This is a genomic window from Rhizobium etli 8C-3 (genome assembly GCF_001908375.1).
In the GTDB taxonomy this organism is placed as follows: Bacteria; Pseudomonadota; Alphaproteobacteria; order Rhizobiales; family Rhizobiaceae; genus Rhizobium; species Rhizobium etli_B.
The window spans coordinates 3659511-3675371 of sequence record NZ_CP017241.1 but is presented as its reverse complement, the minus strand read 5'-3'; the positions used below and the strand labels follow the sequence as shown (position 1 = coordinate 3675371).

Sequence of the window (15861 nt, the reverse complement as noted above, 5' to 3'; positions counted from 1 at the left end):
GGCCGCTAACCGACTACGACGTGGACATCGTGCGTACGTCCGTCTTCGGCAAGCCGGACGGCTCCGTTCGCGACAGGCTCACCGTCCAGTGTGACAGAATGCACGCCTCGGCCAATGCCCCTTGCGTTGTCGAAACGGATTCGATAGATCGTCGATCCAGTTCGGTATGTGATCTCATAAGATGGCCAGCTTGGCGGAACGCACGGTTCAAACCGCAGCAACCGCCCTTGCTGGCGAAAGCCGAGGATCGCCTCGAGCGCGGCGCGATAGAACCAACTGGCCGATCCAGTGTACCAGGTCCATCCACCGCGCCCGGTGTGTGGGGGCGCGCCATAGATATCGGCGCTGACCGCATATGGTTCCACCTTGTAGCATTCGATTTGATCTCTCGTCGCGCCATGACAAATCGGATTGATCAGGTTCCAAAGCTTCAGGGCGAGATCGCCGTCGCCCTGCAAGGCCGTCGCCCAGACAACCCAGGTTGCCGCATGCGTGTATTGGCCGCCATTTTCGCGGATGCCGGGGACATAGCCCTTGATGTAGCCGGGTTGCAGCAAGCCTTCGTCAAAAGGCGGGTCGAAGAGTTTGATCAGCTTGTCCTCTTGCCGTACCAGCCGGTCGTGGACCTCACGCATCGCCTTTGAAGCCCGTCCAGCATCGGCTTCGCCCGAAATGACAGCCCAGGCCTGCGGGATGGCGTCGATCCGGCATTCGTCGTTCAGGGACGACCCGAGCGGCGTGCCATCGTCAAAATAGGCCCGGCGATACCAGCCACCGTCCCAGGCGTTGGCTTCAAGGGCTTTGCACAAAGCTTCGGTCCGTTCGCGACACCAGGTGGCACGGCTTTGATCTCCGCGTGCCGCCGAAATCGTGGCAAATGACTTGAGGACCGTGAGAAAGAACCAGCCGTTCCAGACGCTCTCTCCCCTGCCTTCCGCGCCGACCTTGTTCATGCCGTCGTTCCAGTCGCCTGTTCCCATCAGGGGAAGACCGTGGCTGCCCAAACGGTAACCATGCTCCAGCGCACGGACGCAGTGCTCGTAGATGGTGCCGGACTGCTCGCTGACCGCCGGCTGGTTGAAGTCTTCCTCCTGGTCGTCTTTCAGCACCGGTGAGGTGATGTAGGGCACCATTTCGTCGAGCAGTTGAACGTCGCCTGTCGTGGACACGTAGTGTTGAACGACAAGCGGCAGAAAATACAAATCGTCGGTGATTCGTGTACGAACGCCGACGCCGGATGGAGGATGCCACCAGTGCTGGACGTCCCCCTCCTCGAATTGGCGTGCCGCAGCTCGCAGGATCTGGGAGCGGGCTTCGTTCGGTGTGCTGTAGACCAGCGCCATGACGTCCTGAAGCTGATCCCTGAAACCGTAGGCACCGCCGGACTGATAATTTGACGTGCGCGCCCATACACGGCATACCAGGACCTGGTACAGCAACCAGCGATTCATCATCAAGTTCATGCCGGGGTCCGGCGTGGAGACCTGGATCGAGTTTAGAATGTCATCCCATTGGCGGGAGGCGGCCGACAGGCTTTCGCATGCGCGCTCGACGTCCGCATGGTCATGGACGAGCCTGCTGACCTCGTCGAGGCCGGCGGCTTCTCCAAGTATAAAGACAACCTCCCTGCTTTCGCCGGGAAGCAGCGATATCTCCACCATCAGCGCGGCGCAGGGATCCAGCAACGGGCCAAAACGCTCTGCCAGATTGGTTCGCTCCAGGGCCGCAGGCTGAAACACCGAACCGTATTGGCCCAGGAACTCGCTACGGTCGGAGGTTGCCGACCTTAACGGCTGACTGGCGGCTGCAAACGCCAGCTTTTGCGCAAAATCTCCGGCCCAGGGGTTCCTGGCCACAATCGCATGCGATCTGGCATCCCGCTCGCAAACAATCCGCGTTGCCGTCTCTTCGCGCTGGGTCCCAAGCACCCACTCGGCGAAGTAGGTTGCGGTGACATGCCGAACCCGGGTGTCGTCGTTGCTAAGCCGAAGTCGAATGATCTTGACCGGATCGTTAGGCGGCACCGACACCGTCAGTTCTTGACTGATGTGACGGCTGTGACTTGCATATCGGCTGTAACCTTGGCCGTGACGAACAGTCACGACCGCACCAGGACCGAGAGGCAGCGGTGTCGGCGTCCAGACGTCTCCGGTTTCTTCATCTCGCAAATAAAGGACCTCGCCCGGCGCATCCGTAACCGGATCGTTCGACCACGGCGTCAGCCGGTTCATCTGGCTGTTCTCCGACCAGGTATAGCCAAGACCGGCTTCAGTCGTCAGGCAGCCAAAATCAGGGTTTGCGATCACGTTGGTCCAAGGTGCGGGCGGAAGGACGGGGGCTCGTGGTCTGACAGCGTCCACACGCACGACATACTCGCGCCCGTCGGGCGTGAAGCCTCCGAATCCGTTCCAGTGCTGCAAATCCTCCACCGGGATAGAAGGTGAGGCTGCAGGTTGCTCGCTCACCCGAGCGGCCAACGTCTGCGAAAGAGGTGACAGAGCGGGCAAGGGCCGGTCGAGCTGGTCGGCAAGTTCGCCGCCGCTTCCCAGCAGGACTATGCGCGCCGCCGTTTCGATGGTCCTCAAGTGTTCGCTCTCGGTATCGGGCGCGGAAAGGATAAAGATTCCGCCGGGTTTACCGATCACTTCGGCTTGCGGGCCAGATAGCAGCTTTTCGGTCAGTCGCTTGGTGTTGGCTGCGCCGCCCTCGTCAAGCAGGACAAGGTCAAATCCCAAGCCCTTCCGCCGAAGGAAATCGTGGCCCATCATCACCTGCCGAATGAGGGCATGGTCCTTGTCGGCATTTGCGCGCACCAGTACGATGGGGAGGTCGCCGGAGACACCATGAGCCCACAAAGCCGCCCGATCCAGTCGATCGTTCTGCAGCGCTGTCACCTGCCGCATCGTCGGGTTTGCGAAGACGACGCTCCCGGCCAACCGATTGAACAACGAGACATCGTCAGGCGTAAGGCTCAACGTCTGAAGCTCGCTTCGATATCTCTCCGATGCTTCGGCGAAGGCTTGCTCGGCCGCGTCGATCTTGGCATATTTTGCGGCGATGAGCTCGACGGCGGACTGGTCTTGCGCAGCGCCTGTGACGAAGGCGACACGGGCTACGGCGCCTGGAGCCATGCGAACCGTCCGTCGCAAACAGAAAACCGGGTCGAGGACGGGACCTGCAGTCCCGGAGAGCGATCCACCCGCGTCGAATATCACGGGATTGGCTGTCGTTCGGCCTCGGCCAAGAAATCTCAGCCGATCAGTTTCATATTGGAGGTCTTGGGAAGGCGGCAGGTTCGATGAGGACACGTGGACTGCCCAAGTGGCCTTTTCCCCGGCAGCACGGGGCCTGCGGCGCGCAAACAAGGCGCCTGTCGCCCCGTCATACCGTGTTTCGACAAAGAGCTTGACAAAAGCCGGATGCGCCATGTCTGCACGACGATTGTTCAGGCAGACCTCGGCATAGCTTGTCAGTTCGAGCGTTCGCTCCCTTGTGCCATTGTTCGTGACCGTGAGCATACGCACTTCCGCGTCCACGTCGGACGCGACACAGATTTTCGAGATAATCTCGATGTCACCGGCATGACAGCAGAATTCGGCCCTGTCTCCGTGAAAGGCGTGCTCGTAGACATTTGATGGCAAAGATACCGGCTGCCGTCCGATAGACCAGAGATCGTTGTCATTCAGATCCCGAACATAACAAAATTGGCCCCAGCAATCGCGGGTGCTGTCCTCGCGCCACCGGGTAATGTCAAGACCTTGCCAGGTTCCGTAACCGGCCCCGGCTGCTGTGACCAGGACACTATACCGATCGTTGGAAAGCAACGCGACCGCTGAGCCGGGATTGGCCGGCTCGGCGGTGCTGCGCTTGCGTACTGCCTCGGACGTGCTCGTTGCCACTGGAACCTCCGTTCGATTGGACTGTGCCGTCGCTCAGGCATTGTCCCCTTCGGTCGAGGTTCTATGGGGGGCTCCTGCCTGGCCTTTCAATCCCCATTTCCAGCCGCTTATTGCCGGCATGTCGTCGCCGTATTTCTCGATGTACTGCCTATGTTCGATCAGCTTTTCATGAATTGCCTGTTTGAAATAGGCCGCGCGCGCACCGAGTTGTGGCAGCCGGTCGATCACGTCCTCGACCAGATGGAAGCGGTCCATTTCATTCAGCACGACCATGTCGAACGGCGTCGTCGTCGTTCCCTCTTCCTTGTAGCCGCGCACGTGCAGACTGGCGTGGTTGGTGCGGCGGTAGGTGAGCCGGTGGATAAGCCATGGATAGCCATGGAAGGCGAAGATGATCGGCTTGTTCTTGGTGAAGAGAGCATCAAAATCGCGATCCGACAGGCCGTGCGGATGCTCGGATGGCGGTTGGAGCTTCATCAGGTTCACTACATTGATGACGCGGACTTTCAGCTCCGGAATATGCTCCCGGATCAGCTCGACTGCCGCGAGTGTCTCGAGCGTTGGAACATCGCCACAACATGCCATCACGACGTCAGGCTCGGTGCCCTTGTCGTTGCTTGCCCATTCCCAGATACCAAGGCCCTCATTGCAATGCTTGATGGCCTGATCCATCGTGAGCCACTGCGGGGCAGGCTGCTTGCCGGCGACAACGACATTGACGTAGTTGCGGCTGCGCAGGCAGTGATCTGTTACCGAGAGAAGAGTATTGGCGTCCGGCGGCAGATATATCCGCACGACGTCCGCCTTCTTGTTGACCACATGGTCGATGAACCCCGGATCCTGGTGGCTGAAGCCATTGTGGTCCTGCCGCCAGACGTGGGAGCTCAGGAAGTAGTTGAGCGAGGCGATCGGTCGCCGCCATGGAATGTGGTTGCACACCTTCAGCCATTTGGCGTGCTGGTTGAACATCGAGTCGATAATGTGGATGAAGGCTTCATAGCAGGAAAAGAAGCCATGCCGGCCGGTCACCAGGTAGCCTTCCAGCCAGCCCTGGCATTGGTGCTCGCTGAGGACCTCCATCACCCGGCCGTCCGGCGCCAGATGATCATCATCCGGGTAGATATCCGCCATGTAGCAGCGATTGGTGACTTCCAGCACATCCTGCCAGCGGTTCGAGTTGTTTTCATCAGGGCTGAACAGGCGGAAGTTCTTGCTCTCCATGTTCATCTTCATGATATCCCGGAGAAACGCGCCCATCGTCCGCGCAGACTCGGCGATGGTTGCCCCAGGGCTCGGTACGGATACCGCGTAATCCCGGAAGTCGGGCATCTTCAGGTCCCGCAGCAGCAAGCCGCCGTTGGCGTGGGGGTTGTCGCTCATTCGACGAAGCCCTGCAGGGGCAAGAGCTGCCAGCTCCGGTTTGAACCGGCCACCGTCGTCGAACAGTTCCTCGGGGCGGTAGCTCTTCATCCATCCTTCGAGAATACGGATGTGCTCCGGCTTGTCCATGTCGCCCATCGGCACTTGGTGCGAGCGCCAATAGCCTTCGGATTTCTTGCCGTCTATCTCAGGCGGGCAGGTCCAGCCCTTGGGTGTGCGGAAAACGATCATCGGCCACATGGGACGTTTCACGTTGCCTCTGTCGCGGGCATCTGCCCAGATTTCCTGGATATCCGCCACTGCTGTATCAAGGACGCCAGCCAGTTGCTGGTGCACACCGGCAGGGTCGTCACCCTCGACGAAATATGGCGTGTAACCCATGCCTTCGAAAAATTTCCTCAGCTCGTCGCGGGGAATGCGGGCTAGAAAGCATGGATTGGCGATCTTGTAGCCGTTCAGGTGCAGGATAGGCAGCACGCAACCATCGCGAGCAGGATTCAAGAACTTGTTGCTTTGCCAGCCTGTTGCAAGCGGCCCCGTCTCGGCTTCTCCGTCGCCGACAACGCAGGCGACAATCAGATCCGGATTGTCGAACGCCGCTCCGTAGGCGTGGCTGAGGGCATAGCCCAGTTCGCCGCCCTCGTGAATGCTGCCGGGTGTTTCGGGAGCAACGTGGCTCGGGATGCCGCCTGGAAAACTGAACTGTTTGAACAGCCTCTTCATGCCCTCCGTGTCTTGGCCAATGTTGGGATAGACTTCGCTGTAGGTGCCTTCGAGATAGGCGTGAGCGACCAATGATGGCCCGCCATGTCCCGGCCCGATGACGTAGATCATGTTGAGATCGTCGCGTTTGATAACGCGATTGAGGTGGGCGTAAAGCATGTTCAAGCCTGGCGACGTGCCCCAGTGACCAAGCAGCCGCGGCTTTATGTGCTCGCGCTTTAGCGGTTCTTTCAGCAAAGGATTGTCGAGAAGATAGATCTGTCCGACCGACAGGTAGTTCGATGCCCGCCAATAGGCATCCATCGACTGTAATTCTTCCGCCGAAAGGGGACCGTCCGCTGCCATGCTCTTGTTTATAGAGACCTTTGCATCTCCTGCCGTCTTAAGCGAGACCATGGGTGCCTCCTCCTCTGAGCCCAGATTGCTGCGGTAAGATCTTCCAAGATGAGAATCGTCGAATTGGCTCGATGTCTGCCCATTCGAGCGAGCGATGCCCGGCTTGGCGGAGGGATGCTGGGGCAGGGGCATAGTCTGCGGTTCGAGCGGTATTAACCCGACCGCATGCAGCTCAGCTAAGGCACTGGCCGGCCGGCATTCATGGCCGGTGGACCGTCATCCATGCCTCTGATTCAAGTAAATTTAGCCCTGCCGTCAAGTACATTCCTCGTGCCAAGCCAACAGTATGCGAATAATCTAATATTCGCATAAAAAACATCCTAAGCACAGTTAAAAATCGAAAGCGCTGGAGATATGATCCGAGACGAAGCCATCGGCGAAGACTCTCGTGCTCGCAGATCCGATTCTGCCTGTCACGGACCATCCTCAGGATAATGCTCAACCACTTTAATCACGCCGCGGACATTCTCGGCCGCTACTCGCGCTGCCTTCCTGCACTCTGCTGTATCAACCCTTCCCCATAGGTGAGCGACACCGTCGATGACGGTCACGGTCATGTCTTTTCCTTCTAGGCCCGTATTTTCGCTGAGGCGGATCGATATGCTGCGACGGATGGCCTCGTCACCCGGCGCGGTTTCATCCTGGTGGGCTGTAACAATTGCTTTGAGAAGGTCCGCACGACTGACGATGCCGACCAGCGCACCCTTTTTCATGACCGGAATTCGCTTGATGCCATGCTCCTGCATCAAACCAGAGACGTGGGCAAGAGACGCGTCTTCTTCCACGACCACAGGGTTGCGGCTCATGACGTCAGCCACCCTCCACGCGTTGCTCTTAACATAGGCCTTGGCTCTGTCCTCGGCGGAAAAAGCCTGACCTCCAAGGTCGGCAATGGCTCCACGCCCCAACTCCGTTCTCCGCAACAGATCGCCCTCGCTGATGATCCCGACGAGACGACCTGCGTCGTCAATGACTGGAACACCACTTACGTGATTGGCGAGCATGATCTCAGCAGCCCGCCGGACGCTGTTGTCCGGCGAAACTCCAACCACTTTCTTCATCATCACATCTTTGACTAGCATCTCTGCACCACCTTCCCCCTCCAGGCACCGAGGAGCGGACAAAATAAACCTGTTGCAGGCCTTCGACAACCAGTTCACCGGTATTGCAGCGGCGATGCGTCAGGCTCCCTTTGCCGTCCACGTCCACCCGCCATCCTCACCGAATTCCAAGACCGCGTCGTGGCAATCGCGTAAGGCGACGGTTTCGGCGTTGTTGATGACGGTGATCGAATTTTCAGAAAGCATCCGCATGATCTTGTGAAATCGCTCGGGACCGAGCGTCGTGTCGATTCGATCCAGGAAGGCGAACCGCGGCGCCGCGAGGTGGATATTGACGAGTGCCAGGAGTTGCTGCGCTTCCAGCGAAAGCAACATTTCCCAATCTTTCTCGACATGTAATCCGCCTGCCTGTTCAACGATCTGTCCGAGATTAAGCTCGCGCAGAAGCTGGATGATGTGCTCGTCCGGAATTTCATCGGCGCGCTCGTTTCGTACGAGTATCTGGCGCAGCGTACTGGCCGGCAGATAGGGCCGCTGAGGCAGGAAGAGTATCTCGCCGGAACCTGGATGAACGATGCGTCCGGACCCATTGAAGGAAACGCCAGCCGTCGCTCTGAACAGCGCGACGCGGGCAGCCTCAGCCGGTCCGGTGATCAGGACGCGCGTACCGGCAGGGATCGAGATCGACAACTCCTTGACGAGAGGGTGGCCGTCTGCCGATGACAGCAGGGTCAACTGCTCGTACGCCAGACGCCCTTCTTCCTCGACGATCTCGATACCTGACCTAACGGATCTTTGTGCCTGTTCGATGGCCTCCATCAGGGAGCTGAGCCGCGCGACGACCGCCGCGAAGCTAGAGAGGGACTGGAACTGGGTTATAATCAGCGAGAATGCACCCACAAGCATTGCGAAGGCTGCGCCGGATTGGGTGATGACGCCGAAATCGATATCCCCTCTCATATAGGCAGGGGCAATGAGCAGGGCAGGAATGATCTGGATCAGCCAGTTGTAGCCGGTGGTGAAGAATCCCACGTTGCGATTGATGGCGGTAATCTTGCGAAAGTTGGCGACCACTTCCTCCAGTCGCTGCGACAGGCGAAGGGCCTGCGGTTCTTCGTAGCGCGCCAGCATAATGGATTCAGCGTTTTCTCGCACTTGAATAAGGCCGGAGCGAAAGCTGGCCTCCTTGTCGAGCTGGTCGTAGTTTAGCTTGATGAGCGGTCGCCCGAGCGCAATCGTCAGGTACGAACCGCAAGCCGCATACATAATTGCGACGACAAACAGCAAGGGACTTATCGACCACAGCACACCGGAAAAGGCGACGATCGTGAGGCCGCTGTTGAGCACCATCAAGATGAAAGACAGCGTGGTGACGGTGAACGCACGCATGTCCTCGGCGATCCGCTGGTCGGGATAGGTGAGCTGTCCCGAGACGCCCAGATGATAGTAGGTCCCATCGGTGAGATAGAGATTGATGGCCCGCCGGGTCAAAAATTCCCGCCAGAGCAGCGCAAGTCGCTCTTCGGTGAACCGGGCGACGACTGCAACAACGGTGAATGCCGCAAAGACCCCGATGTAAAATATCGCTTGCCGGATGAATTCAGCCATTTCGCGATTGGCGATCGCGGTCATGAAGTTACGGCCTACATAGCTGTTGACAACGTTAAGGCTGCTAAGCGCCAAGAAAAGCGCCACGAGCCCGGCAAACATCATCCTAGCCTGTCTGCCGACTTCGGAAGTCATAAAGATCCTGACGGCCCGCACGAAGCGAGCGGCGGTTACCTTGAACGGAATCTGTTGCGTGTCCATGGCATCCCCTCTGGCAGGCTCCAGTTATGAGGAGGAGCGGGCCCCTTGGTTGTCGGGCAGCGCCAAAACCAAACATCCCCGCAGGCCGTGCCGTGAAGATCTGCGGGATACTGACCGATATACTCCCTCAACCGGCGGCCTGCTCATACTTTCAGTGAAATCGTCAGCAACGAGATCACCACAAGGCGAGATCGGCCCCGTGTCGACAAAGTCACGCAAGCCTGCCAGGCAGCGCACGCCTCTAACGGCAGTCGTCACGGTTCAACCACGGCAATGTGCAGGTCTCGATCTGATCACGCCCCGCAAACAAAGCTTACGAGGAATATCAATCGGCTCCGAGGAAATTCGATGCCTTGTTTGCATTCGAATGGTGGAATCGGATTGCCAACCATGGCCAATTCCAAAACCGAATAACGACCCCAGGTCATCGCTTGCTGTCTGAAGCCCTGGAAAGCGCAGTTCTGCGCTCCGTCTTGGGAGCGGCTATCTGTGACGATCGCTCCGCCTCTGAACCACTCAAGCGGTTGCCCCTTCGATCAGCTCAAATCCGAGATCGACCACCTGGGAGGGCGAATTATTGACGACAAGCTGTGCGGCCACCTTTCCGGTCTCAACGCGGGGGGTGCGGATGGTCGAGAGCGGCTGCGGCGTTACCCGGCCGATATCGAGACCGTTATAGCCGAATATGGCAAGCTGTGAGGGGATCGAAATTCCCCTTGCGAGGCAATGAAAATAGCCGCCCAGCGCCATGTCGTCGTTCGAAAAATAAACGGCATCGAGATCTGCGCTTCGGGCGAGCAACTGCTCCAGCCCCAGCCTGCCGTTCTCCACGGATGATGCCCCTGCGAGAATCTCGCGATCGGCAAGGGTCGCATCGCCAGCGGCGAGGGCTTCGCAGAAGCCGGAAAACCGCTTGCCGGCGCGGGTGTCGCGGTTCAGGTCGTGACCGACATAACCGATGCGGCGATAGCCCCGCTTTAGCAGGAAGGCAGCACTTTGCCGTCCGGCAGCACGGTTGGAAAAGCCGACGGCCATGTCGAGAGCATCACCGTCCACGTCGAGCAGTTCCACGATCCGGCAACCGCTCGCGCGCAATCTCTTTATGGTACCGTCGGTGTGCTCGTATCCGGCCACCATGACTGCCGCCGGCCGCCAGGCGAGCATCGCAGCGGTCAGAGCTTCCTCCTTGTGCGGATCATAGTCGCTGACGGAAAACACCGCCTGGTATCGGTTTTCCTCCAGAACGGTGCTTGCGCCTCTCAGGACGTCGGGAAAGACGATGTTTGAAAGCGATGGGACAACGAAGGCAACAAGACGCGAACCGTTGGAGGCCAGAGTACCCGCGATCCGGTTCGGTACATAACCCAGCCGCTCGACCGCCGCCATGACCCGCACGCGCGTCTTGTCGGAAAAGGAGCCGTGGTTGCGCAGCACGCGCGACACCGTGCTCTCGCCGACCCCGGCCGCTTCTGCGACCTCTGCAAGCGTTACTGTCGTCTGGTGTTTGAGTTCCACAGTCATGCTTGAACCTGCGGCTGCCTCGTGCCGGGCGATATCGGATTCTTTCGCCATTTTTCACTGCTTTCAGCAAGAAGCAAGTTTCTTCTTGGCAGCGCTGCCAATTTTGCTGTTGGCAGCGCTGCCAAAATGGACTAAAGGAAATGGCAGCGCTGCCAATATCGCGGCCGGCGTACCGCGGAAGGAGATTTGCGGTAAACCTTTGGAGGAAATCATGACGCTGCAAACGCAGGCGCCAGTCGATGGCGTGTACCCCGCACAGGCGGTGGAGGATCGTGCATATGGAAAGGTATTCTGGCGAATAATCCCTTTTTTGATGCTTTGCTACGTCGTCGCGTATCTCGACCGCGTCAATGTCGGCTTCGCGAAGCTTCAGATGGCGAGCGAACTCGGTCTATCGGAAGCGGCTTATGGCATCGGTGCAGGCATCTTCTTTATCGGGTATTTTCTTTTTGAAGTGCCCAGCAACGTCATCATGAACAAGGTTGGAGCGCGGGTTTGGATGGCCCGTATAATGGTCACCTGGGGCGTCGTTTCCGCCGCTTTCATGTTCACCTCGTCGGAGACCGTCTTCTATATCCTGCGTTTCCTTCTGGGCGTAGCCGAGGCAGGATTCTTCCCCGGCATTATCTTGTACCTGACGTCCTGGTATCCGGCCCATCGCCGCGCCAAGATCATCACCACGTTCATGTCCGCGATCCCGATATCTGCCATCTTCGGTAATCCGCTCTCGGGCCTGCTGATGGACAGCTTCCACGGAACGCACGGTCTTTCCGGCTGGCAATGGATGTTCCTCATCGAGGCCATTCCGGCCATTCTTTTCGGCGCAGCCACGTACTTCTATCTCGATGATACGATCCGGGCCGCCAAATGGCTGGACGAAGACGAAAAGGCGGTGCTGACGGCCAATATCGAAGCAGACAACCGGGCCAAGGTCTCAAGCCCCCACAGCATTGCCGCAACACTGACGGACCGCCGCGTCTGGCTGATGTGCCTTATCTATTTCTGCTTGGTGCTCGGGCAGTATGGACTGAATTTCTGGATGCCGTCCATTGTGAAGGCTTCGGGCGTAACCGGAAATCTGAATATCGGCCTCATTTCCGCGATCCCCTACATTTGCGCTTTCGTTGTCATGCTGGCGCTTGGACGCTCCTCCGACAGGCTGCGCGAACGGCGGTGGCACCTCGTCATTCCCGCGCTCATCGCGGCCGCCGGCTTTATCGCAGCAACGACGGCTACAAGCACGACAGTCGCCATAGCCTGCCTCTCGCTCGCCGCCGCAGGCGCAATCAGTTGCGCACCCCTCTTCTGGTCACTTCCAACGGCTTTTCTCGTCGGTACGGGTGCGGCCGCCGGCATTGCCTGGATTAATTCGGTCGGAAACCTCGCCGGATTTCTCGGGCCGTTTCTGGTGGGTTATCTGAAGGATCTCACCGGCAGCAACAGCGCCGGCATGTATTTCCTGGCCGCAGCGCTCATCGTCGGCTCGCTGGCGGTGCTGGCGGTTCCCAGAAAAACCGTCAATCGCTAAACTTTCCAGCTGCAGGCCCTTTCGAGATCTATGGCTTCAAGGAGCCGGGCCTGCGCTCAATTTCAATAACCTGGAGAATATCGCCATGGCATCGCATGTTGACAATCTGGGACAGACGGTCGCTGCCGTGATCGGCCTCGGCTCCATGGGGGCCGGCATGGCCCGGTCGATGAAGCGCGCGGGCCTCGACGTCGTCGGCTATGACATCGCGCCTGCCGCCATCGATCGCTTCGTCGCCGATGGCGGCCGGGGCGCGGCCTCGCCCGCCGAGGCGGTTCGGGGCGCTGACATCATCGTTTCTGTCGTCGTAAACGGCGCGCAGACCGGGGCCCTGTTGTTCGGTGCCGAAGGTGTCGCAAGCCTGGTAAAACCAGGGGCCGTATTCATTTCTTCTGCGACAATGGATCCGGCCGTTGCGAAAGACCTGGCACGCCAGGTGGAGGCCCTTGGCCTGCATTACCTCGACGCGCCAATTTCCGGCGGCGCGGCAAAAGCGTCGAGCGGCGAGCTGACGATCATGGCGTCCGGTTCCAGGCTTGCCTTCGAAGCGGCTCGCCCGGCCCTCGATGCCATGGCCGCCAAGGTCTATGAACTTGGCGATTCGGCTGGCACAGGGGCTGCCTTCAAGATGATCAACCAACTCCTTGCCGGCGTGCACATCGCCGCTGCGTGCGAAGCGATCGCCTTCGCTGCCAAGCAAGGCCTCGATCTCGATAAGGTCTACGAGGTGATCACGGCGTCGGCCGGCAATTCGTGGATGTTCGAAAACCGGATCCCGCATGTGCTGGCGGGAGACTACAGGCCGCTCAGCGCCATCGAGATTTTCGTCAAGGATCTCGGCATCGTTCAAGACATGGCGCGCTCGGAGCGTTATCCGGTGCCGTTGGTGGCGGCCGCCTTGCAGATGTACCTTGCGGCTTCAGGCGCCGGTATGGGCCGTGACGACGATTCCTCGCTTGCCCGGCTCTATGCCCAGCTCTCGGGTACGCATCTGCCTGGCGTAATCAAAGAGTCCCGATAAGGAGGTCGGTATGCCCATTTTCGCAGCCAACCTGACGATGATGTTTAACGAATGGTCGTTCCTCGATCGCTTCGATGCTGCAGCTGATGCCGGATTTTCCGCCGTCGAGTATCTTTTTCCCTATGAAGCCCCGCCAGAAGCGATCGCCGAACGGCTAAACCGCAACAATCTGCGGCAGGCATTGTTCAATCTGCCGCCGGGTGATTGGGCAGCAGGCGAGCGCGGTGTTGCAGCTGTTTCTGGGCGGTTCGACGATCTGAAGTCTGACGTGGAACGGGCACTGGACTATGCGGCGGCGACCGGCGTAAAGCGCTTGCATCTGATGGCAGGTCTTGCCGAGCCCTCTGATATGGAGGCTGCATCCTGCTACCGGCATTCCGTAGCCTACATTGCGGCGCGTCTCGGAGAGGACGGTATCGATCTGTTGATCGAGCCCATCAACGGACGAAACATGCCGGGATATTTCCTCAATGATTTCGGTGCGGCTGAGCGGCTAATCACCGACCTCGGCCTGCCCAATCTAAAGCTTCAGTTCGACGTCTATCACCGCCAGATCTTGCATGGCGACGTGGTCATGGGATTGCGCCGCCTGCTGCCGATGACCGGCCATATCCAGGTCGCCAGCGTGCCGTCGCGCAATGAGCCGGACGGCGAGGAGCTGAACTACCCCTATCTCTTCGAGGAAATCGACCGGCTCGGTTACGTCGGCTTTGTAGGCTGTGAATATATCCCCCGGGGCCAGACGCTGGACGGCCTCGACTGGTTCAGACCTTTTGCCCGGAGGTAGCAGATGACCATTCTGCTTGGATCGATCGCCGACGATTACACCGGCGCGTCAGACCTTGCCAACACGCTGACGAAGAACGGTCTGCGAACCGTGCAGACCGTCGGCATTCCCGACCCGTCGCTGGCGCTGCCGGATGTCGACGCGGTCGTCGTCTCCATGAAAATTCGCTCCGTCGCAGCCGCTGACGCCGTTGCTGCGGCGACACGGGCCGAACGATGGCTGCGCGAGCGCGGGGCGGTCCATGTCCTTTACAAGATCTGCTCGACCTTCGATTCGACTGTTGCCGGCAATATCGGTCCGGTGACGGAGGCGCTGAGCCATGCTGCCGGCGGCGGCACGGTGCTGGTTACACCCGCCTTCCCCGAAACGGGGCGCACCGTCTATCTCGGTCACCTCTTTGTCGACGGGAAACCGCTGAACGAGAGCCCGCTAAAGGATCACCCCCTCAATCCAATGCATGATGCCAACCTGGTGCGCGTCATGGCCCGGCAATCGCGCGGTGGGGTCGATACAGTCGACCTGGCAACGGTTTCGGCTGGAGCCGGTGCGGTAAAGGCGCGGCTTGAGGCCATTCGCGCCGAGGGCGCGACCGCCGCGATCGCGGATGCGATCTGCGAACAGGATCTTGAAACGCTCGGCGAGGTGGCGCTCCAAGCACCGGTGTCGACCGGCGCATCGGGCCTTGGTCTTGGTCTCGCCCGTGCCCTTATGCGCTCGGGCCGGGTAGGTTGCGCCACCGCAGCAACTGCTGACGCCATGCGCCCGGTGGGCGGGCTTGCCGCCATCGTTGCCGGAAGCTGCTCCAGCGCGACGCTCCGGCAGCTGGAGGTTGCCGAAAGGTCGTTGCCCGTTCTGCGGCTCGACACGGAAAAACTGCTCGCCGGCCCAGACGAGATTTCCGCCGCGATCTCCTGGGCCGGGAACCGCATTTCCGCCGGCCCCGTCGTCGTCGCAGCGAGCGCGTCGCCCCAAACCGTTGCCCGGCTGCAATCGCAGTACGGACGGGACGCCTCGGGCCACGCGATCGAAACCGCGACGTCGATCATTGCTGAGGAACTGATGACAAGAGGCGTGCGGCGCCTGGTGATCGCCGGCGGCGAAACCTCCGGCGCAGCGGTCGACAGGCTCGCCATTCCAGCATTTCTGATCGGCCTGGAAATCGCGCCTGGCGTACCGGTGCTGCGAACGGTCGGAAATAAGCAGGGCGACATGCTCCTGGCCCTGAAATCCGGAAACTTCGGAGGCGAGGATTTCTTCACCTCCGCGCTGGCAATGATGCACTGACGTTTCAGGTGCGAAAATACGGGTTGGGAGATAAATGCCCTTCCGATCAAAAATGGACGAGTTCGCCCCAGAACCACTTCCTGGCCGAACTCCGCGCGGCTTTTCTGTCGAGCGTATATCTCCGTTTTCATGTGTGCGGGCCTGGCTTGAAAGTTCCCGTTGCCCCCTTGCGGAGCTTTTTTTTAAGCGCCGCGTCTAACTCGCCTGACGCAAGGAGCGCTTGGTCATCAGGTCGAGAACTTTTAACGAAGCAGTACTTGGAGGTTGCAATCATAGTCCCGCATTGAAGCGTACCTAGACCGACGTATAAGTCGTCCCTTCCTCGTTGGTATCTGATTCTTCCTCCTGTTCAATAGGCAGGCCGGACAACGTGCTGTTACCGTTAGCCTACATTCTGCCCCACCGGGCCGTTTTCCAAGACGCCATAAATGGACGGGCGGCACATCGTGGAG

At 59.4% G+C, this 15861-nt stretch carries 9 protein-coding genes; 4 read left to right on the top strand and 5 right to left on the bottom strand.

Going from position 1 to position 15861, the window contains the following annotated elements; translation table 11 throughout:
• Positions 1 to 5 precede the first annotated feature (5 nt).
• The 5 genes from AM571_RS18165 to AM571_RS18145 all read right to left on the bottom strand — a co-directional run bounded on the left by AM571_RS18165 (position 6) and on the right by AM571_RS18145 (position 10783).
• Positions 6 to 3899 carry a GH36-type glycosyl hydrolase domain-containing protein gene (locus tag AM571_RS18165; RefSeq protein WP_074062606.1) on the bottom strand — a complete coding sequence of 1298 codons (3894 nt, stop codon included), beginning with the start codon at positions 3897 to 3899 and terminating at the stop codon, positions 6 to 8.
• Between the two features lie 33 nt (positions 3900 to 3932).
• A complete protein-coding gene (locus AM571_RS18160; RefSeq protein WP_074062605.1) occupies positions 3933 to 6398 on the bottom strand; it encodes a phosphoketolase in 2466 nt (821 codons plus the stop codon).
• A gap of 413 nt (positions 6399 to 6811) precedes the next feature.
• Positions 6812 to 7480: a CBS domain-containing protein gene (locus AM571_RS18155; protein WP_074062604.1), complete on the bottom strand. Its 669-nt coding sequence runs from the start codon at positions 7478 to 7480 to the stop codon at positions 6812 to 6814.
• 99 nt (positions 7481 to 7579) lie between these two features.
• Positions 7580 to 9268, bottom strand: a complete 1689-nt coding sequence (locus AM571_RS18150) for an ABC transporter ATP-binding protein/permease (protein ID WP_074062603.1) — start codon at positions 9266 to 9268, stop codon at positions 7580 to 7582.
• Positions 9269 to 9784: 516 nt separating this feature from the next.
• A complete protein-coding gene (locus AM571_RS18145; RefSeq protein WP_074063341.1) occupies positions 9785 to 10783 on the bottom strand; it encodes a LacI family DNA-binding transcriptional regulator in 999 nt (332 codons plus the stop codon).
• A gap of 217 nt (positions 10784 to 11000) precedes the next feature.
• Here AM571_RS18145 and AM571_RS18140 point away from each other — a divergent pair, with 217 nt between their 5' ends.
• The 4 genes from AM571_RS18140 (at position 11001) to otnK (ending at position 15409) form a co-directional block, all read left to right on the top strand.
• Positions 11001 to 12317 (top strand): MFS transporter, encoded by a 1317-nt coding sequence (locus AM571_RS18140; protein WP_074062602.1) that lies wholly within the window; start codon positions 11001 to 11003, stop codon positions 12315 to 12317.
• Positions 12318 to 12402: 85 nt separating this feature from the next.
• A complete protein-coding gene (gene ltnD / locus AM571_RS18135) occupies positions 12403 to 13338 on the top strand; it encodes an L-threonate dehydrogenase (RefSeq protein WP_074062601.1) in 936 nt (311 codons plus the stop codon).
• A 10-nt stretch (positions 13339 to 13348) separates the two neighbouring features.
• A complete protein-coding gene (otnI, locus tag AM571_RS18130; RefSeq protein WP_074062600.1) occupies positions 13349 to 14125 on the top strand; it encodes a 2-oxo-tetronate isomerase in 777 nt (258 codons plus the stop codon).
• A 3-nt stretch (positions 14126 to 14128) separates the two neighbouring features.
• Positions 14129 to 15409: a 3-oxo-tetronate kinase gene (otnK, locus tag AM571_RS18125; protein WP_074062599.1), complete on the top strand. Its 1281-nt coding sequence runs from the start codon at positions 14129 to 14131 to the stop codon at positions 15407 to 15409.
• Positions 15410 to 15861: the final 452 nt, after the last annotated feature.